Raw genomic sequence first — 17,857 nt, forward strand, 5'->3', positions numbered from 1 at the left:
AACGTACGGGGACTTCATGATCGACTACGCCGAGCTGCGCGAACTGATACCGCACGCCCACCCGATCCTGCTCGTGGACAAGGTGCTCGACATCGCACCCCCGGACCGGATCACCACCGCGAAGACCGTGACCGGCAGCGAGCCGTGCTACGCGGGCATCGCCCCCGGGGCACCCACCCGCGCCTTCGCCTACCCGCCCGCGCTCCTCATGGAGTCCTGGGGCCAGGGCGGCGCGCTCCTGTGGATGCGGCACGTGAAGTCCCAGGCGCGCGAGCGCAACGGCGGGCTGATCCTGGCCGCCGCGCGCGGCATGGAGTTCCGCCGCCCCGTCTACCCGGGGGACACGCTCCGCCACGAGGTCCGCATCGACCAGTTCGTCGGCGACAACGTGATCATGAGCGGCGAGAGCTACGTGGACGACGAGCTGGTCTCCAAGGTGGACTACGCCATCGCCGTCATGCGCCCGTCCGACGAACTGACCTGGGCCTCCTGATGACCACCGACGTCGTCATCACCGGACTGGGGGTCGTCTCGCCGCTCGGCAACGACCCGGGGGAGTACTGGGAGCGGCTGCTGCGCGGCGAGGTCCCGGTGCGCCCGCTCGTCGCGCCCGGCACCGCCGTCGACGGCACCCACACCTACCCGGTCACCGACGCCCCGCGACCGGCCCCGCACCCCGGCGACGAGCCGGGCCGGCCCAGCGGCTTCGCGCTGGCCGCCGCCGGCGACGCGCTGCGCGACGCCGGCCTCGCGGACGCCGGGCCCACGGTGCTCGACGGCGTCGGCATGGTCGTGGGCACCGGCAACGGCGACAGCGACCTGCGCGAGGCCGAGCGCGACGGCCGGCGCGAGCTGACCGGCCTCCAGTGGTACCCGTACGACACCCAGGGCCTGCTCGCCGAGCGGCTGGCGCTGCACGGCCCGGGCCTGACCGTCTCCACCGCCTGCGCCGCCGGCGCCTACGCGGTGGCCATGGGCGCCGAGATGATCCGCGCCGGCGAGGCCGAGGTGGTCCTCGTCGGCGGCACCGAGGCCGTCTCGCGGCCCGCCGTCGGCGCGTTCCTGCGCCTGGGCGCCGCCGAGCCCGGCCCCTGCCGGCCCTTCGACACCGACCGCGCCGGCACCGTGTACGGGGAGGGCGCCGCCTTCCTCGTCCTGGAGTCGGCCGCCCACGCGCGCGGCCGGGGCGCCAGCCCCTACGCCCGGGTGCTCGACTCCGGGTGGAGCTGCGACGCCTTCCACGAGACCGCGCCCGACCCCGAGGGCACCCAGGCGCTGCGCGCGGTGCGCGAGGCGCTGCACCGCTCCGGGCTCGGCCAGGGCGACATCGGCGCGGTGCTCTGCCACGGCACCGGAACGCCGGCCAACGACGCGGTGGAGAGCCGCACCACGGCCGCCCTGCTCGGCCCGCGCACGCCCGAGGTGCCGGTGACGGCCATCAAGGCGTCCCTTGGCCACAGTGGCGGCGCCGCCGGCGCGTTCTCCTGCCTGACCGCGGCCCTGGTGCTGCGGGACGGCACGGTGCCGCCGGTCGGCACCCTGCGCACCCTCGACCCCGCCTGCGAGCTGCGGGTGGTCCGCGAGGCGCCGCAGGCCAGCGCCGGCAGCGCGGTGCTCGTCAACGCGTACGCGTTCGGCGGCAACAACATCTCCGTCGCCATCGCGGCCCTCACACCCGACGCGACGGACCCCGCCGCGACCACCACGAACGAGACCCACGGGTGGACCGCCAGGCGTGGTCGCCCCGTGTCCTCACGGGAGGGAGCAGCGTGAACACGTCCACCGCGGCACCGGTCGCCATCACCGGCGTCGGCGCCATCAGCCGCCCCGCCATCGGGGCCCGGGAGCTGGCCCAAGCCGCCGACCTCTGGCGCGCCGAGCCGACCGACAACGAACGCCCCTGGGCCATCGCCGAGTTGGACAACTTCGCGCCCGCCGAGTTCCTCGGCAAGCGCGGCTGGCGGTTCCTGCCCGAGGCCACCCGGGCCGCGCTCGCCGCCGTCCAGCTCACCCTGGCCCACGCCAACGAGGCCGCCGCCGGCGCCACGGAACACGCCCCCGAGCGGGTCGGCGTCGCGCTCGGCACCAACTTCGCCGTCGACGCCGTCGTCGACCGCATCGACCGGGCCCTGCTGGCCGAGGGCATCGCCGGGATCAGCCCCGTCGAGTGCCCCAACTTCTCCGTCAACGTCCCCGCCGGCCGGCTCGGCATCGCGCACGGCCTGCGCGCCTTCAACATCACGCTGGTCAACCTGCTCACCGCCGGGCTCGAATCGGCCCTGGTCGGCGCCCGCGCGATGGCCGCCGACCGGGCCGACGCGGTGCTGGTCGGCGCCGTCGAGGGCCGCCCGCCGGCCGCCGCCCGCACCGTCACCGGTCCCGGCGTAGACGCGGCCGGCGCCTGCCTGCTGCACCTGGAGCGCCCCGAGCGCGCCGCCGAGCGCGGCGCCACCGTGCACGCCCTGCTCACCGGTGGCTCGCGGCGCACCGTCCCCGGCAACCCGGCCGCCGCCCAGCGCGTCCTGGCCGCCGCGCTCGACGCGCTGGGCACCCCGCCCGGCGTGCTGCACCTGTCCCTGCCGGCCACCGGCGGCGCGCACGTTGCCCAGGCGGCCGAGGACTGGGCCAAGACGCGCGGCGCGGCCACCGCCCTGACCGTGACCACCGGCGCCCCGCAGGCGTCGGCGACCCCGGTGCTGGGCCTCGCCCAGCACCTGGTGCGCGGCGTGCGCGAGAGCGCCGTGGTCGGCGCGGTCGGCCCGCGCGGCAACCTCACCCTGCTGCGCGTCGAGCCGCCCCGGAGCCGGGCATGAGCCCCGAGCCCGGCCCCGCCCCGGTGAAGGCGTCGCTGCTGTACGGCGAGGAGTTGGCCGTCCACCGGTTCGCCGAGCTGCCCGCCGCCGCGCTCGTGCACGGCCTGGAGGACGACTGGAGCAGCTACACCAAGCTGAGCCAGCTCCTGTCCGGGCGCTTCCGCAGCTTCCCGCTCGACATGCCCTGGCGCTCCGGCGGCACCTACCGCTGGCGCGCCCGGGCCACCAGCGGCCAGTGGATCGAGGGCGGCCTGCAGATGATGCCCGAGCCGGTCTCGGTGCTCATCGCGCACTCCATGGGCGCCAACTCGGTGCTCCAGTGGCTGGCCTCGGGCGCCAACCCCAAGCTGGACGCGCTGATCCTGCTCTCACCCTTCTACTGGTCGCCCACCCAACCCGTGGACTGGGCGATCTTCGACGGCTTCCGGCAGCAGTTCGCGGCCGTGATGACCGCCGGACTCCAGACCCGGCTGGGCCCGCGGGCCCACACGATGGACCCCGACATCTTCAACACCATGGTGCGCAAGATGTTGGAGAAGATGGGCCCCCAGGCGTTCCTGGCCCTCTTCGACCAGTACAGCGCGGCGTCCTCGCTCGCGCTTTCCCACGTATCGGTTCCCACGCTGGTGATCGGCAGCCCCAACGACCCGGGGATGCTGGGCGATCGTGCCGATGCGCTCCAGGCGGACATGCCCAGCGCCGAGCTGTGCATGGACCCCCGCTTCAGCCACTTCTGCCACGTGGAACAGGCGCAGGAAGTGGCCGATCTGATCATCGCGTTCGTGGACCGCCAACGGGCGGGCTGACACCGAGACGAAGGGCACGAGGACACCTCATGTCGGGAAACACCTTGCACCTACGGGCGTTGCCACCGCGCAACAAGCCCGGTCTGACCCTGCTGGCCGCGCTGCTGGGCCTGTTCATCGCGCTGCTCGACGTCACCGTCGTCACCGTGGCCATGCCGACCATCGGCGACGACCTGGACGCCTCCTTCGACGACCTGGAGTGGGTGGCCAACGCGTACATGCTGGCGCTGGCCGTCCTCATCGTCACCGCGGGCCGGCTGGGTGACCTGTACGGGCAGCGGGTGATCTACGTCATCGGCGTGGTCGTCTTCCTCGCCGGCTCGGTGCTGTGCGCCGCGGCGGGCGAGATCACCCTGCTCGGCGCCGAGCACATCACCACCCTGCACGTGGGCCGCGTGGTCCAGGGTGTGGGTGGCGCCGTCGTCATGCCGCTGACGTTGGCCATCGTCTACTCCTCCTTCGAGGGCAAGGCGCGCGCCAAGGGCATCATGATGTGGGGCGCCGTCGGTGGCCTGGCCACCGCGCTCGGCCCGCTGATCGGCGGGCTCCTGGTGGACCACGCCGGCTGGGAGTGGATCTTCCTCATCAACGTGCCGATCGGCGCGGTCGTCATCTTCGCCGCCCTCGCCGGCATGGGCGCCGACCAGCGCCGCGCGAGCACCGGCAACTCCATCGACCTGCCCGGCCTCGTCACCCTCAGCGCCTCGCTGCTCTGTATCAACCTGGCCCTGATCAACGGCAACTCCTGGGGTTGGACCTCCACCAAGGTGCTCGGTCTGCTCGCCGGCGGCGTCGTCCTGCTGGCCGGCTTCCTGGCCGTGGAGGCCCGCTCCAAGGCGCCCATCATGGACCTGAGCTGGTTCCGCCGGCCGTCCTTCGGCGGCAGCATCGCCACCTCGTTCCTGCTCGGCGCCGGCATGTTCTCGGTGATCTTCTACCTGTCGATCTACCTCCAGACCGGCCTGGACCTCAGCGCCCAGGAGACCGGCGTCCGACTGCTGCCGATGACGCTGATGCTGATGATCGGCGCGCCCGTCGGCGGCCGGATCGTCGCCAAGGCCGGCGTCCGCAAGGCCCTGATCTTCGCGATGACGCTGATGGCCGTCGGCATCGCGCTCTACACGCTGGCCGACCCCAAGGGCGACTCCGGCTCCTGGACCCTGCTGCTGCCCGGCATGCTGCTGACCGGCCTGGCCATGGGCGTCGCCATGCCCGTCGCCTCCGAGCTGACCATCTCCTCCGCCCCGCAGGACCAGGTCGGCGTGGCCGCCAGCGCCGGCACCATGATCCGCCAGGTGGGCAACGCGGTCGGCATCGCCATCATGGGCGCGCTGATGAGCAACCGCACCGACGCGGCCACCGAGGAGATGATCGACCTCCAGCGCAAGGGCGAGGCGACCGCCGAGGCCGCCGCCGCGCTCAAGCAGAAGGCCGTCACCGAGGGCATGGAGAACGGCGCCTGGTACGCCGCGGCCATCACCCTGGTCGGCGCGGTCCTGGTGGTCCTCTTCGTACGCGACACCAAGCCCGCCACCCCGCCCCCCGCCCCGCCGCGGCCCCGCCCGGACGACACGATGCGCCTCAGCAAGCTGCCGAGCGCGTGAGGAGTACGCCATGACGCACACCGACACCCAGCACCCCGCGCCCACGGCCTCCCCCGTGCCCCCGGCAACCACGGCCACCGCGACGGCCCCGGCCGCCTCCGCCGCGAGCGAGGCGGCGAGCGATGCCGCGAGCGAGGCCACGGGTGAGCGCGGCAAGACCGCGTTCCTCTTCCCCGGCCAGGGCTCGCAGAAGGTCGGCATGGGCCTCGACGTCATCGCGACCCGCCCCGACCTGGTGGAGACCTACTACCGGCAGGCCGACGACATCCTCGGCATCCCGCTCTCCAAGCTGTGCTGGGAGGGCCCCGAGGACGCGCTGCGCGACACCGCCATCACCCAGCCCGCGGTCTTCCTCACCAGCCTGGTCACCCTCGACGTGCTCGGCGACCGGGGCGTGCACCCCGACGTCGTCGCCGGTCACAGCCTCGGCGAGTACACCGCCCTGGTCGCCGCCGGCGTCCTCGACTGGCGCGACGCGCTGCGCCTGGTGCGCCGCCGGGGCCAGTTGATGGCCGGCGTCAACGCGGAGGTGCCCGGCGCCATGGCCGCCGTGCTCGGCCTGGACCTGGCCACCGTCGAGGAGATCTGCGCCGACGTCGCGGCCGAGACCGGCCAGGTCGCCGAGGTCGCCAACGACAACGAGCCCGGCCAGTCGGTGGTCTCCGGCGAGGCCGGCGCCATCGAGAAGGTCCGCGAGGCCGCGCAGCGGGCCGGGGCCGTCAAGGCCATCGCGCTGCCGGTCGGCGCGCCCTTCCACTGCGCGCTGATGCGCGGCATCGAGGAGGAGTTCGCCGCCGAACTGGACCAGGTGACCTTCCGCGAGCCCAGCACCCCGGTGATCTCCGGCGTCACCGCCGACTACGCCACCAGCGCGCGCGGCATCACCGACGCGCTGCGCCGCCAACTCGCCGGCCGGGTGCGGTGGACCGGCTCGGTGCGGCTGATGGCCGCCTCCGGCGTCACCCACTTCGTCGAGGTCGGCCCCGGCAAGGTGCTCAGCGGCCTGTGCCGACGCATCGTGCCCGACCTGACGTCGTTCACCACCAACGACGAGCGCCGACTGGCCAAGACCCTCGACGCCCTCGCACCCACAGCCGCCGTAGCGGCCTGACACCAGCAAAGCCCAGGGGGACGCGCACCATGAGCATCACCGACGATCGGCGGATCACCACCGACGACCTGCCCGAGGACCCGAGCACCGGCGGACTGCCCGAACAGCTCCTGAAACTCCGGGAGTTGAAGGAGGGCATCTACGCGGGCGACCCGGCCGCCACCGAGCGCCAGCACGCCAAGAACAAGCTCACCGCCCGCGAGCGCATCGACCTGCTCCTCGACGAGGGCTCCTTCCACGAGATCGAGACGCTGCGCCGACACCGCGCCAGCGGCTTCGGCCTCGAACACAAGAAGCCGCACACCGACGGCGTCATCACCGGCTGGGGCACCGTGCACGGCCGCACCGTCTTCGTCTACGCCCACGACTTCCGGATCTTCGGCGGCGCGCTCGGCGAGGCCCACGCGCAGAAGATCCACAAGTTGATGGACCTGGCCGAGTCCGCCGGCGCCCCGCTGGTCTCCCTCAACGACGGCGCCGGCGCCCGCATCCAGGAGGGCGTCACCGCGCTCGCCGGCTACGGCGGCATCTTCCAGCGCAACACCCGCTGCTCCGGCGTCATCCCGCAGATCTCCGTCATGCTCGGCCCCTGCGCCGGCGGCGCCGCGTACAGCCCCGCGCTGACCGACTTCGTCTTCATGGTCCGCGAGAGCTCGCAGATGTTCATCACCGGGCCCGACGTCGTGCGCGCCGTCACCGGCGAGGAGATCAGCCAGAACGGCCTCGGCGGCGCCGACGTGCACGCCAGCGTCTCGGGCGTGGCGGCCTTCGCCTACGACGACGAGGAGAGCTGCCTCGAAGAGGTCCGCTACCTGCTGTCGATGCTGCCGCAGAACAACCGCGAGACCGCGCCCGTCGAGGAGACCGAGGACCCGGCCGACCGCAGCACCGACGCGCTGCTCGACCTGGTGCCCGGCGACCCCAACCGCTCGTACGACATGCGCCAGGTCATCGAGGAGATCGTGGACGACCACGACTTCTTCGAGGTCCAACCCACCTGGGCCACCAACATCATCTGCGCCCTCGCCCGGCTCGACGGGCACGTCGTGGGCATCGTCGCCAACCAGCCCGCCTCGCTCGCCGGCGTCCTGGACATCCACGCCAGCGAGAAGGCCGCGCGCTTCGTGCAGACCTGCGACGCCTTCAACATCCCGCTGGTCAGCCTCGTGGACGTGCCCGGCTTCCTGCCCGGCGTCGACCAGGAACACGGCGGCATCATCCGGCACGGCGCCAAGCTCCTCTACGCGTACTGCAACGCCACCGTCCCCCGCGTCCAGGTAATCCTGCGCAAGGCGTACGGCGGCGCGTACATCGTCATGGACTCGCGCTCCATCGGCGTGGACGTCTCGCTCGCCTGGCCCAGCAACGAGATCGCCGTGATGGGCGCCGAGGGCGCGGCCAACGTCATCTTCCGCCGCGAGATCGCCGCCGCCGACGACCCGGACGCGGTGCGCCAGCAGAAGATCAAGGAGTACCAGACCGAGCTGATGCACCCGTACTACGCGGCCGAACGCGGCCTGGTGGACGACGTCATCGACCCGCGCGAGACCCGCTCCGCGCTGATCAGCTCGCTGGCCATGCTCCGCACCAAGCATGCCGACCTGCCCTCCCGCAAGCACGGAAACCCGCCGGTGTGATGGGCGCGACCAGGCACGGCGGCGCGCCCAGCGCCGTCCACGAGCAGCCCACCGCCGGCACCCCGTCCGAGCTGGCCGCCGACGCCCACCTGCGGGTCGTACGCGGCGCGCCGGCCGCCGAGGAAGTCGCCGCGCTCGCCGCGGTGTTCGCCGCCCTGGCCCAGGGCGCGCGCCGTGGCCCGGCCCGTGGCCCGGGCCGCCCCCGGGTGAGCTGGGACCACCCGGGCCCCGGCCGCGCCGGCGCCCTCGGCTACCGCGCGCCCGGGTCGTGGACCGCATGAGCGGCGCCTTACCCGGGGCGCCCGGGACGCGGGCCGCCGTGGCGGGCGGTCGGCCCGCCACGGCCGGCACGCCTGACGGCACTCGGCCGTTGACGAAGGTGACGACGCTGGCGGCGCCGTCAGCGGAGCCGACGCACCCGAACCGGGTGACGCGGCCGGTGGGAAAAGGGAATCGGAGACCCATGCGCAAGGTGCTCATCGCCAACCGTGGCGAAATCGCTGTCCGTGTTGCCCGTGCTTGTCGGGATGCCGGGATCGGGAGTGTGGCGGTGTACGCGGACCCGGATCGGGACGCGTTGCATGTGCGGGTTGCTGATGAGGCGTACGCGTTGGGTGGTGACACTCCGGCCACCAGTTACCTGGACATGGGCAAGGTGTTGGCCGCGGCGGCCGAGTCCGGCGCGGACGCGGTCCACCCCGGTTATGGCTTCCTGTCGGAGAACGCGGACTTCGCCCAGGCCGTGCTGGACGCGGGGCTGACGTGGATCGGCCCGCCCCCGCAGGCCATCCGGGACCTGGGCGACAAGGTCGCGGCCCGCCACATCGCCCAACGCGCCGGCGCCCCCCTGGTCGCCGGCACCCCCGACCCGGTCTCCGGCGCGGAAGAAGTCGTGGCCTTCGCCCGCGAACACGGCCTCCCGATCGCGATCAAGGCGGCCTTCGGCGGCGGCGGACGCGGCTTGAAGGTCGCCCGCTCCCTGGACGAGGTCGCCGAACTCTACGACTCGGCCGTGCGCGAGGCGGTGGCCGCCTTCGGGCGCGGTGAGTGCTTCGTGGAGCGGTACCTGGATCGCCCGCGGCATGTGGAGACCCAGTGCCTGGCCGACCAGCACGGCAACGTGGTCGTGGTCTCCACCCGCGACTGCTCCCTCCAGCGCCGACACCAAAAGCTCGTCGAGGAAGCCCCCGCGCCCTTCCTGTCCGAGGAGCAGAACGCGGAGTTGTATCGGGCGTCGAAGGCGATCTTGCGTGAGGCCGGGTATGTGGGCGCGGGCACGTGTGAGTTCCTGGTCGGTCAGGACGGCACGATCTCCTTCCTCGAGGTCAACACCCGCCTCCAGGTGGAACACCCGGTGACCGAGGAGGTCACCGGCCTCGACCTGGTCCGCGAGATGTTCCGGATCGCCGATGGCGAGGAGTTGGGGTACGACGATCCGCCGGTGCGGGGGCATTCCTTCGAGTTCCGTATCAACGGTGAGGACCCGGGGCGTGGGTTCCTGCCGGCGCCGGGGACGGTGACGCGGTTCGCGGGGCCCTCGGGTCCGGGTGTGCGGTTGGACGCGGGCGTGGAGTCGGGGTCGGTGATCGGGCCGGCGTGGGACTCGTTGCTGGCGAAGCTGATCGTCACGGGTGCCACGCGGCGGCAGGCGTTGGAGCGGGCCGCGCGGGCGTTGGGCGAGTTCGAGGTCGAGGGCATGGCGACCGCGTTGCCCTTCCACCGCGCGGTGGTCGCCGACCCGGCGTTCGCCCCCGAGCGCTCGGGCTCCTCGGAGGCGTTTAGGGTGCATACGCGGTGGATCGAGACGGAGTTCGTCAACGACATCAAGCCCTTCACCCTCGGCGAGAGCGCGGGTGAGGACGGTGAGAGCGAGGGCGCCGGCCGCGAGACGGTGGTCGTCGAGGTCGGCGGCAAGCGCCTTGAGGTCTCCCTCCCCGCCTCCCTCGGCTTCGCACCAGCAGCCGGCAACGGCAACGGCGCGGCGGGCGGCGCGGGCAAGACCAAGCGGAAGAAGACCCGGAGCGCGGGCAGCGCGGCCACCGGCGACGCGCTGGCCTCCCCGATGCAGGGCACCATCGTCAAGGCGGCGGTCGAGGAGGGCCAGCGGGTGGAGGAGGGCGACCTCATCGTGGTTCTGGAGGCCATGAAGATGGAGCAGCCGCTCAACGCCCACCGCGCCGGCGTCGTCCACGGCCTAGAGGCCGCCGTGGGCGCCTCCGTGTCGGCCGGCGCCGTCATCTGCCAGATCAAGGACGAGAAGCTCGCCACCGTGTGAGCGACCGCGCGGCGCCCGCCCGCTGTGGTGGGGCGGGCGCCGGGGGAGCGGGGCGAGCGGTGTGCGCGTGCGCGGAGCGCGCGGGCGCGCGCGTGCGAGCCTTGGGCCGAGACCGAAGCAAGCCAGCAGGCACGCAGAAGGAGAGCGACGTGGCGCGAGGACCTGTCGTCCGCAAGTCCGCCGAGGCCGTGAGCCCGAGCGGGGAGAAGAGCCTGGGCGGTGTCGATCACGTGGACACGGTGGCGGTGGACGTCGCCCCCGGTACCACCCCGGCCGAGTTCGCCAAGGCCATGATGAGTTCGCCACCGAAGTGGGTCATCGCCCTGATGTCCCTGCGCGACAAGATCGTCAAGCCGTTCGGCCTGCGCGGCGGCGCCGTGCAGGAGCCCGGTGAGGTCACCCCCGGCGCCAAGCTCGGCCCGATGCGGGTCATCGACGTCCGTGCCGACGAGGTGGTGGCGGGCAAGGACGACAAGCACCTCAGCTACCGGGTGATCTTCGTCGTACGCGACGGGGCGCACGGCACCGAGGGCGCGTGCAGCACCGTCGTCCGCTACAACCAGCCCTCGGGCAAGCGGTACTTCACCGTCATCCGCCCGTTCCACAACACGATCATGGCCAGCTTCGCCCGGCGCGGCGGTGCCACCCTGGCCTGAGCCCGGTCTCACCCCAGCTCCGTCTCACCTCAGCCCCGTCTCATCCCAGCCCCGTCTCTTTCGCGGGCCGCGACCGGCCGCCGCCCCCTCCACCGGGGCCGGCGGCCGGCGGCGTCATGCGGTCAGCCCGTCAGGAACGCGCGGACGCGCCGGTTCACCTCGTCCGGGTTCTCGATGAACGGGAAGTGGCCGACCCCCTCCAACATCGCCCCGTCCGACCCGGTGGGCAGCGCGGCCACGATCTTCGCGAGCGTCTCCCGGTCGGTGCTGGGGTCCTCGCTGCCGTGCAGGTACAACGTCGGCTGGGTGGGCAGTTCGGCCAGCAACTCTCCCCCTTCCCACCGGTCGGTGCCGTAGGTCTGGACCGGAAAGTTCTGCCGGTACAGCTCGAGCGCCAGTCGCAGGCGCGCCGGATCGCGCACCGCGTCCTTGCCCGCCGTCAGGTCCGGGGTGAGGTCGACGCCCGGGAGCGAGCCGCTCCAGTAGTCCCAGAGCCAGTCCAGGTAGGCGAAGTCGTCCTGCGGAACGATCTGTTCGGCCACGGCCATCTGGAAGAAGAAGAAATGGCCGAGCTTGTGGATCATGGCCGGGTCCAGAGGCTTGAGGAAGCGCGCCGGCGGGATCGTCGCCACCACGGCCTTCGCCCACCGGTCGGGTGCCTGGGCCGTGGCGCCCCACGTGGTGTAGGCCCCCCAGTCGCTGCCGACGATCACCGCGTTCGCGTCGCCGCCCAACGCCTCGTGTAAGCCGTTGGCATCGGCGACGAGGTCGGCCAACCGCATGCTGCCGTCCGGCGGGATCTGGGTGGGGGCGAACCCCCGCATGGACGGCGCGACGGCCCGGTACCCCGCCTCGGCGAGGACCGGTATCAGGTGTCGGTACACATGGGGCGTCTCCACCATGCCGTGGAGCAGGAGCGCCAACGGGCCGTCGCCCTCCTCCACGTAGGAGAAGTCGATGCCGTTGGCGGTGACGCGGTCGTGGCGCACGAGGTCAGCCCTTCGCCGAAGCCAAGTGGAGCGAACGTTCCATCCAGAGCGTACACAGATTGGAATGAACGTTCCACCGGTAAGGTGTTCGACATGGTCGCGACACTGGGCACCCGGGCGCGGATACTCGACGTCACCTCGCGGCTGATGATGCGGCAGGGGTACGAGGGCACCGCCGTCAAGCAGATCGCCACCGAGGCACGGGTCGCCCTCAGCTCCGTCTACCACTTCTTCCCGGGCGGCAAGCAGGAGTTGGCGACGGCCGCGGTGCGCCACGCCGACGAGCACTTCGCCCAGATGCTGCGCGACGCCCTGGCCACCAAGGACGACCCGGCCGACGCGGTGGTCGCGCTGGCCTGGGTGGTGGCGGAGTACCTGCGCGACTCGGGCTGGCAGGACGGCTGCCCGATCACGGCCACCGCCCTGGAGACGCTGGGCCGGATACCCCCCATCCAGCAGGCCGTCGAGGAGGCGTTCGAGCGCTGGCGTGGCCTGGTCGCCGAGAAGTTCCAGCTCGCCGGCATCGCCGAGCAGGAGGCCCGGGACCTCGCCCACACCGTGATCAGCACCCTGGAGGGCGCCGAACTCGCCGCGCAGGTCTCCCGCAGCGCCGAGCCCATGACGATCGCCGGGCGCCACCTGTCCCGACTGGTCAACACGTACCGCTAGGCGCGTACCGCCAGGCACGGCGCAGCCGGTGGTCGGCGGCCGTCGGGTGCGCCGGTGGCGCGTGAGCGGAACGCGCGCCGTCGGGCGACGGGCGCTCGGCCGCGCGGAACGGGGAATTCACAGTAATTCGCCCCGGATAAACAGGCGTTGGGACTTCCACATGGTGGACCCGCCGCCCGGAACTCTGCCCTTTCCCGCCCCGCTGCTGCACACTGGGCGTCTCCGCACAATGCGCTAGGAATGGAACTTTCTGCTCCCGTTATTGACGTGAGGATGCGATGAAGCCCTTCAATGCGACGCCTCCGCTCATCGACGCAGACGCACTGGTGAAAAAAGACCAGTCCCGATTGATCCACCCCCATCTGCCCGGCGATTCCACGGAACGCGTCGTCATGGTCGAGGGCGCCGGCTGTCGGTTACGCGACGCGCACGGCAGGGAATACCTGGACGCCACCGGCGGCCTCATGCTCGCGCACGTCGGCCACGGCCGCCGTGAACTCATCGAGGCAGCCGCCGGGCAGATGTCCCAACTGGCCTACTACAGCAGCTTCCACGAGTTCACCAACGTGCCCTCCATCCACCTGGCGGACCGGCTCATCGAGCTGGCGCCCGCGCCGATGGAGCGGGTGTACTTCACCAGCGGCGGCGCCGAAGCGGTCGACGCGGCGCTCCGCATGGCCCGGCTCTACCACCACCGGCGCGGCGAGCCGGAGCGGACCTGGGTGCTCGCCCGGAACTTCGGCTACCACGGCATCACGTACGGCGGCGCGGCGGCGACCGGATTCCCCATGTTCCACCAGGGCTTCGGCCCCATGATGCCGAACGTGCGGCACCTGACGCCGCCGATGCCCTTCCACCCCGAGCTGTACGGGGGCGAGGACCCCACCGAGTTCTGCCTGCGCGAACTGCGCGAGACCATCGAGGAGATCGGCGCCGAGCGGATCGCCGTCATGATCGGCGAACCGATCCTCGGCGTGGCCGGCGTGGTCGAGCCGCCCGCCGACTACTGGCCTCGGGTGCGCGAACTCCTCTCGGCGCACGGGATTCTCCTGATTCTGGACGAGGTCATCACGTCGTTCGGCAGGATCGGGCGGTGGTTCGCCGCCGAAGCGCTGGGCGTCGCGCCCGACTTCATCGTCACGGCCAAGGGACTGACCTCGGGCTACGTCCCGCTGGGCGCGCTGCTGGTGGCCGACCGGGTGGCCGACGTCGTCACCCGCGACGAGGGCTTCGTCGGCGGCTACACCTACAGCGGCCACCCCACCGCGTGCGCGGTGGCCCTGGAGAACCTGGCCATCGTGGAGCGGGAGGACCTGCTCACGGCCGCCACCGACGTGGGCGACCACCTCGGGGCCCGGCTGCGCCGGCTGGAGGAGTTGCCCATCGTCGGGCAGGTCCGGCAGATCGGCATGATGATCGGCATCGAGCTGACCCGTGACCCGGACACCGGGGAGCCGCTGTCCGCCGAGTGGGTGCCGCCGCTGGTGCGCGAGCGCGCCGGGGTCATCGTCCGCAACAACCCGAACACCGTGCTGCTCAGCCCGCCCCTGGTGATGAGCCACGAGGAGGCGGACCGGGTGGCGGCGGCGGTGGCCGACGTGCTCACCGAGCGGGCCACCCGATCGACCCGCCGGAAGGCCGTACCGGCGACGCCGGCCCCCTCGGTACTCGACGCGCCCTGGTCGCGGCCGCCGGCCATGTCGGAGTTGCTCGCCGCCGCCATGGAATGGCACTTCGACCCGAAAACCGGTTCCCGTTTCTGGCTTGAGCGGGCCAAAACCCTGGATTTCGACCCGCGCGCGGACATTCGCACCGAGGCCGATCTCGCGCTTTTCCCGAACATCGTGGACGAGTTACGTGACGTCCGGATAGCGGATCTCGTACCGCGCGGATACGGGGACGAACGTATTCCGCTGGACGTGTACGAGAGCGGCGGCACGACCGGCTCTCCCAAACGCGTCGCCTGGCTTCCCGACCACCACGAGCGGCTGTGTGCCTGGCACAGCGAGGTCCTTGACGACCGGGGCGTTCCGCGTGACGTGAACTGGCTGACGATCGGGCCGAGCGGCCCGCACATATTCGGCCCGATAAGCCGCACGATGGCGCACCGCAGGGGCGGTGTCCCGTTCTCCGTCGACCTCGACCCGCGATGGGCCAAGAAGTGCGTCGCGGAGGGCAGGTCCGAGGAGACCAGGAGATATCTGGAACACGTTCTGGACCAGGTCGAGTGGATCCTGCGGAGCCAGGACGTCGGCGTCGTCTTCACCACGCCGCCGCTCCTCGAGGCGCTGGCCGACCACGAGGAGATGGCCGACCTCGTCAACCGCAAGGTGCGCACCCTCATCTGGGGCGGCGCCTCGATGAGCGTCGACACCCGCGGCCTCCTCCGGGACGAGGTGTTCCCCGACGCCCAGTTGCTCGGCTTCTACGGCAGCACCATGGTCGGCGGCGGTATGTACGAGCGGGCCGGTCTTGCCGCCGACGCCCCGTCCACCTTCGACCCGCCGTACCCGTTCATCAGCATGCGCGTCGTGGACCCGGACACTGGGGAGACGGTGCCGTACGGCGAGCGCGGCCAGGTGGTCATGAACCACGTCAGCCGGGCCATGCTGATCCCCAACAACCTCGAACGGGACACCGCGCTGCGCCTCCCGGGCGCCCCGGGCTTCGGCGGTGACGCGGTCGCCGACATCAGACCGGTGCCGACGTTCGCCGGCACGGCCGTGGTCGAGGGGGTGTACTGACCCGTGTCCGACGCCCCGGAACTGATCCGCCTCGACGCCCTCGGCCCGGGCGGGCCCTACCGCTCGCAGGCGAGGGAGACCGTCCACGACGTCACCGGCCACCCGGTCGCCGAGCTGAGCCTGGTGCCCCGGCTGTACGTACGGCGCGGCCTGGCGGCGCTGCGGCGGGCGCGGCCACTGCCCGTGGGCGAGCGGACGGCGGCGCTGGCCGAGGCCGGCCGGCTGTTCGGCTCCGCCACCGTCAACGGCCTGACCGTCCAGGAGTACGAGCACGCCGTCACCCGGGTCAGCGGCCTGCCGATCGCGGTCGTGCGCGAGGCGACCCGGGCCGTCGCGACGGGCCTGGCCGGCGCGTACGGCTTCGCCGGCCAGGCCAGGCCGCGCGGCAGCCGGGACGCGTCGTACGGTGCCAGCAACGCGGTGTGGATCCGGCGGGGCGACGTGCTCGCCGTGCTGGCCGCCGGCAACCACCCCGGCATCCACGAGCAGTGGGCGGAGGCGCTGGCCCTCGGCTACCGCGTCGCCGTACGCCCCTCGCGGCGCGAGCCGCTCAGCGCCCACCGGCTGGTCTCCGCGCTGCACGCGGCGGGGTTCGGCACGGACCGCGTCGTCCTGCTGCCCAGCGACCACGGCGTCGCCGACGACCTGGTCGCCGGCGCCGACCTGGCCATGGTGTACGGCGGGGACGCGGTGGTGGACGCGTACCGCGCGAGCACGACCGTGCTGCCGCACGGGCCGGGCCGGGCCAAGATCCTCGTCACCGCGGACGCCGACGTCCCGCGCCACCTGGACACGATCGTCGCCTCGGTCAGCGAACAGGCCGGCGCCGCCTGCGTGAACGCCACGGCCGTCTTCGTCGAGGGCGACCCGGCGCCGGTGGCGCGGGCCATCGCCGAGCGGCTGGCGGGACTGCCGTCGCTGGCGCCGGACTCCGCGGCGGCCGTCCTGCCGGTGCGGCGGGTGGACGCGGCGCGCGAGCTGGAGAAGTTCCTGCACGCCGAGGCCGCGGGCGCCACGGCGTGGCTCGGCGGCGACACCGTGGTCGACGAACTCGGCGACGGCGCGGCGGTGCTGCGCCCGGCGGTGTTCGAACTGCCGCACGCGAACGCGCCGCAGGCCCGGATCGAGCTGCCGTTCCCGTGCGTGTGGGTCGCGCCGTGGAGCCGGGAGGACGGGGTGGGCCCGCTGCGGAACACGATCGTGCTCACGGCCCTCACCTCCGACCAGGAGCTGATCGCCCGCCTGCTGGACGAGCCCACCATCCGCAACCTGCACGTCGGCGACCACCCGACGCACGTGCTGGTCCCCGGGCTGCCGCACGACGGCTACCTCGGCGACTTCCTGATGCGCAGCAAGACGTTCACGCACCGGGCGCCGACGCCGCCGTAGGAACGCCACGCCACGCCACCACGGCACGGCATCCGGCGGCGGTCAGCGACATGCCCCGCCGGTGCTGGGGAGCCGCCGGAGCGCGGAAGCACGCGTGCCCGCCGCCGCGCACGCACCCAGGAGGCGCGTGCGCGGTGGCGGGCACGGTACGGACGGCGCGCGCACGCGCCACCGGCGCGAGGACGCGCCACTCGGCACGCCGAGCGCGCCGAAGAGCGCCCCTCAGAGCCTCAGAGGTCGAACTCCGAGGGGTCGATGCCCACCGCGAAGCACGCCTCGCGGACCACGCCCTGCTCCGTCTTGTCGAAGTCGCCGTCGGCGCCGCCGATGACGATGCCGATCTGGAGCACGGCACGCGCCTCGACCGGCTTCTTCTGCACCTTGCCGATCGTCTGCAGGACGCCGACCTTGCCCATCGCGAAGTCGCGGGTCAACTGGTTGACGTACTCGTCGAAGCGCCGCTGGAGGTCGTCGGCGGGGAAGTTCTGCAGGACGTCGTTCGAGGCGATCAGGGCCGCCACGCGCTGCCGCTCGGCCGGGTCGACGGACCCGTCCGCCGCGGCCACCAGTGCGCACATCGCCATGCTGGCGTCGCGGAACGCCCCGCTCTTGAGCTCGGTCTTCTTGGCCTGCAACTGCGTCTGCATCGTCTGGGCGGAGTCCTTCAACCGGTCCCACAGGGCCATGACTGTCTCCTTGCGCGCTACGCATCGGGGCTTGAACCACCCAGAGAACCACCGAACGCCCCCCGGAAGTTCCCGCTGCGCCTTGTGCGGCTTATGCCCCCTCGTCGTGTCCGCCCCGCCCGGCCCCCGCCTCCGGTGCCCGCGAGGGCCGCCCGCCCTCGCGGGCGGCGGGCGGGACGGGCACGGGGAACGGCGGGTGGGGCAGACCGGGCTCGTCATACCGGTGGCGCGCCCAGGCGAACTTCTCCTCGTCGTAGTAGCGCCGCGCCCAGAACGAGTTCGGCCGGGCCAGCCGGCAGGCCGCGAACCACCAGCAGGGGTGGACGAGCAAGCCGAGGACGAACATGCCGTACTTGCCCTTGAGACAGGTGATGACCGCGGGCACCGGAAGCGCCATCACCAACAGCGCGAGGATGAGAATGCCGACGACGGTGTCCATGACGCTCTCCCTGGTGGGCCCGGCGCGACTCGGCGATCG

At 72.6% G+C, this 17,857-nt stretch carries 16 protein-coding genes; 13 read left to right on the forward strand and 3 right to left on the reverse strand.

Annotation, left to right across the window (positions count from 1 at the left end; translation table 11 throughout):
* Nucleotides 1–16 precede the first annotated feature (16 nt).
* The 10 genes from H7H31_RS18335 (at nt 17) to H7H31_RS18380 (ending at nt 10,902) form a co-directional block, all read left to right on the forward strand.
* The gene (locus H7H31_RS18335; protein ID WP_176162541.1) at nt 17–493 is read left to right on the forward strand and encodes a 3-hydroxyacyl-ACP dehydratase FabZ family protein; all 477 of its coding nucleotides are present in this window, start codon (nt 17–19) and stop codon (nt 491–493) included.
* Nucleotides 493–1,773 (forward strand): beta-ketoacyl-[acyl-carrier-protein] synthase family protein, encoded by a 1,281-nt coding sequence (locus H7H31_RS18340; RefSeq protein ID WP_187062459.1) that lies wholly within the window; start codon nt 493–495, stop codon nt 1,771–1,773. Before H7H31_RS18335 ends, H7H31_RS18340 begins: the two co-directional genes overlap by 1 nt.
* Nucleotides 1,770–2,813 carry a beta-ketoacyl synthase N-terminal-like domain-containing protein gene (locus tag H7H31_RS18345; RefSeq protein WP_187062460.1) on the forward strand — a complete coding sequence of 348 codons (1,044 nt, stop codon included), beginning with the start codon at nt 1,770–1,772 and terminating at the stop codon, nt 2,811–2,813. Before H7H31_RS18340 ends, H7H31_RS18345 begins: the two co-directional genes overlap by 4 nt.
* Complete coding sequence (locus tag H7H31_RS18350) at nt 2,810–3,619, forward strand: alpha/beta fold hydrolase (RefSeq protein ID WP_187062461.1); 810 nt, start codon at nt 2,810–2,812, stop codon at nt 3,617–3,619. Before H7H31_RS18345 ends, H7H31_RS18350 begins: the two co-directional genes overlap by 4 nt.
* A 29-nt stretch (nt 3,620–3,648) precedes the next feature.
* A complete protein-coding gene (locus H7H31_RS18355; protein WP_187117971.1) occupies nt 3,649–5,223 on the forward strand; it encodes an MFS transporter in 1,575 nt (524 codons plus the stop codon).
* A 10-nt stretch (nt 5,224–5,233) separates the two neighbouring features.
* Nucleotides 5,234–6,334 carry an ACP S-malonyltransferase gene (fabD, locus tag H7H31_RS18360; protein ID WP_187117972.1) on the forward strand — a complete coding sequence of 367 codons (1,101 nt, stop codon included), beginning with the start codon at nt 5,234–5,236 and terminating at the stop codon, nt 6,332–6,334.
* 29 nt (nt 6,335–6,363) lie between these two features.
* Complete coding sequence (locus tag H7H31_RS18365) at nt 6,364–7,971, forward strand: acyl-CoA carboxylase subunit beta (protein ID WP_187061895.1); 1,608 nt, start codon at nt 6,364–6,366, stop codon at nt 7,969–7,971.
* The gene (locus tag H7H31_RS18370) at nt 7,971–8,252 is read left to right on the forward strand and encodes an acyl-CoA carboxylase epsilon subunit (protein ID WP_187061896.1); all 282 of its coding nucleotides are present in this window, start codon (nt 7,971–7,973) and stop codon (nt 8,250–8,252) included. Before H7H31_RS18365 ends, H7H31_RS18370 begins: the two co-directional genes overlap by 1 nt.
* Before the next feature lie 182 nt (nt 8,253–8,434).
* On the forward strand, nt 8,435–10,246 hold the full coding sequence (locus H7H31_RS18375) for an acetyl/propionyl/methylcrotonyl-CoA carboxylase subunit alpha (RefSeq protein WP_187061897.1): 1,812 nt from the start codon (nt 8,435–8,437) through the stop codon (nt 10,244–10,246).
* A gap of 149 nt (nt 10,247–10,395) precedes the next feature.
* Nucleotides 10,396–10,902: a DUF2867 domain-containing protein gene (locus tag H7H31_RS18380; RefSeq protein WP_187061898.1), complete on the forward strand. Its 507-nt coding sequence runs from the start codon at nt 10,396–10,398 to the stop codon at nt 10,900–10,902.
* A gap of 122 nt (nt 10,903–11,024) precedes the next feature.
* On the opposite strand, the gene H7H31_RS18385 is transcribed toward H7H31_RS18380, so the two are convergent.
* Nucleotides 11,025–11,891 carry an alpha/beta fold hydrolase gene (locus H7H31_RS18385; RefSeq protein ID WP_187061899.1) on the reverse strand — a complete coding sequence of 289 codons (867 nt, stop codon included), beginning with the start codon at nt 11,889–11,891 and terminating at the stop codon, nt 11,025–11,027.
* Nucleotides 11,892–11,984: 93 nt separating this feature from the next.
* Between H7H31_RS18385 and H7H31_RS18390 the strand changes: the two genes are divergently transcribed.
* The 3 genes from H7H31_RS18390 (at nt 11,985) to H7H31_RS18405 (ending at nt 16,693) form a co-directional block, all read left to right on the forward strand.
* On the forward strand, nt 11,985–12,560 hold the full coding sequence (locus H7H31_RS18390; protein ID WP_187061900.1) for a TetR/AcrR family transcriptional regulator: 576 nt from the start codon (nt 11,985–11,987) through the stop codon (nt 12,558–12,560).
* 278 nt (nt 12,561–12,838) lie between these two features.
* A complete protein-coding gene (locus H7H31_RS34820; protein WP_308284281.1) occupies nt 12,839–15,304 on the forward strand; it encodes an aminotransferase class III-fold pyridoxal phosphate-dependent enzyme in 2,466 nt (821 codons plus the stop codon).
* A 3-nt stretch (nt 15,305–15,307) separates the two neighbouring features.
* Nucleotides 15,308–16,693 carry an aldehyde dehydrogenase family protein gene (locus tag H7H31_RS18405; RefSeq protein WP_187061901.1) on the forward strand — a complete coding sequence of 462 codons (1,386 nt, stop codon included), beginning with the start codon at nt 15,308–15,310 and terminating at the stop codon, nt 16,691–16,693.
* Between the two features lie 230 nt (nt 16,694–16,923).
* On the opposite strand, the gene H7H31_RS18410 is transcribed toward H7H31_RS18405, so the two are convergent.
* Both H7H31_RS18410 and H7H31_RS18415 read right to left on the reverse strand, forming a co-directional pair.
* Nucleotides 16,924–17,379, reverse strand: a complete 456-nt coding sequence (locus tag H7H31_RS18410; RefSeq protein ID WP_176162530.1) for a tellurite resistance TerB family protein — start codon at nt 17,377–17,379, stop codon at nt 16,924–16,926.
* Nucleotides 17,380–17,470: 91 nt separating this feature from the next.
* Nucleotides 17,471–17,818 (reverse strand): hypothetical protein, encoded by a 348-nt coding sequence (locus tag H7H31_RS18415; protein ID WP_187117973.1) that lies wholly within the window; start codon nt 17,816–17,818, stop codon nt 17,471–17,473.
* Nucleotides 17,819–17,857: the final 39 nt, after the last annotated feature.

It is taken from the genome of Streptomyces buecherae, assembly GCF_014295035.1.
Classification (GTDB): Bacteria; Actinomycetota; Actinomycetes; order Streptomycetales; family Streptomycetaceae; genus Streptomyces; species Streptomyces youssoufiensis.

What these genes read in the sequence shown, in the direction of transcription:
- H7H31_RS18390 (WP_187061900.1), top strand. Translation starts at nt 11,985, where the DNA reads ATGGTCGCGACACTGGGCACCCGGGCGCGGATACTCGACGTCACCTCG.
- H7H31_RS18375 (WP_187061897.1), top strand. Translation starts at nt 8,435, where the DNA reads ATGCGCAAGGTGCTCATCGCCAACCGTGGCGAAATCGCTGTCCGTGTT.
- H7H31_RS18340 (WP_187062459.1), top strand. Translation starts at nt 493, where the DNA reads ATGACCACCGACGTCGTCATCACCGGACTGGGGGTCGTCTCGCCGCTC.
- fabD (WP_187117972.1), top strand. Translation starts at nt 5,234, where the DNA reads ATGACGCACACCGACACCCAGCACCCCGCGCCCACGGCCTCCCCCGTG.
- H7H31_RS18415 (WP_187117973.1), bottom strand. Translation starts at nt 17,818, where the DNA reads ATGGACACCGTCGTCGGCATTCTCATCCTCGCGCTGTTGGTGATGGCG.
- H7H31_RS34820 (WP_308284281.1), top strand. Translation starts at nt 12,839, where the DNA reads ATGAAGCCCTTCAATGCGACGCCTCCGCTCATCGACGCAGACGCACTG.
- H7H31_RS18335 (WP_176162541.1), top strand. Translation starts at nt 17, where the DNA reads ATGATCGACTACGCCGAGCTGCGCGAACTGATACCGCACGCCCACCCG.
- H7H31_RS18350 (WP_187062461.1), top strand. Translation starts at nt 2,810, where the DNA reads ATGAGCCCCGAGCCCGGCCCCGCCCCGGTGAAGGCGTCGCTGCTGTAC.
- H7H31_RS18410 (WP_176162530.1), bottom strand. Translation starts at nt 17,379, where the DNA reads ATGGCCCTGTGGGACCGGTTGAAGGACTCCGCCCAGACGATGCAGACG.
- H7H31_RS18365 (WP_187061895.1), top strand. Translation starts at nt 6,364, where the DNA reads ATGAGCATCACCGACGATCGGCGGATCACCACCGACGACCTGCCCGAG.
- H7H31_RS18355 (WP_187117971.1), top strand. Translation starts at nt 3,649, where the DNA reads ATGTCGGGAAACACCTTGCACCTACGGGCGTTGCCACCGCGCAACAAG.
- H7H31_RS18370 (WP_187061896.1), top strand. Translation starts at nt 7,971, where the DNA reads ATGGGCGCGACCAGGCACGGCGGCGCGCCCAGCGCCGTCCACGAGCAG.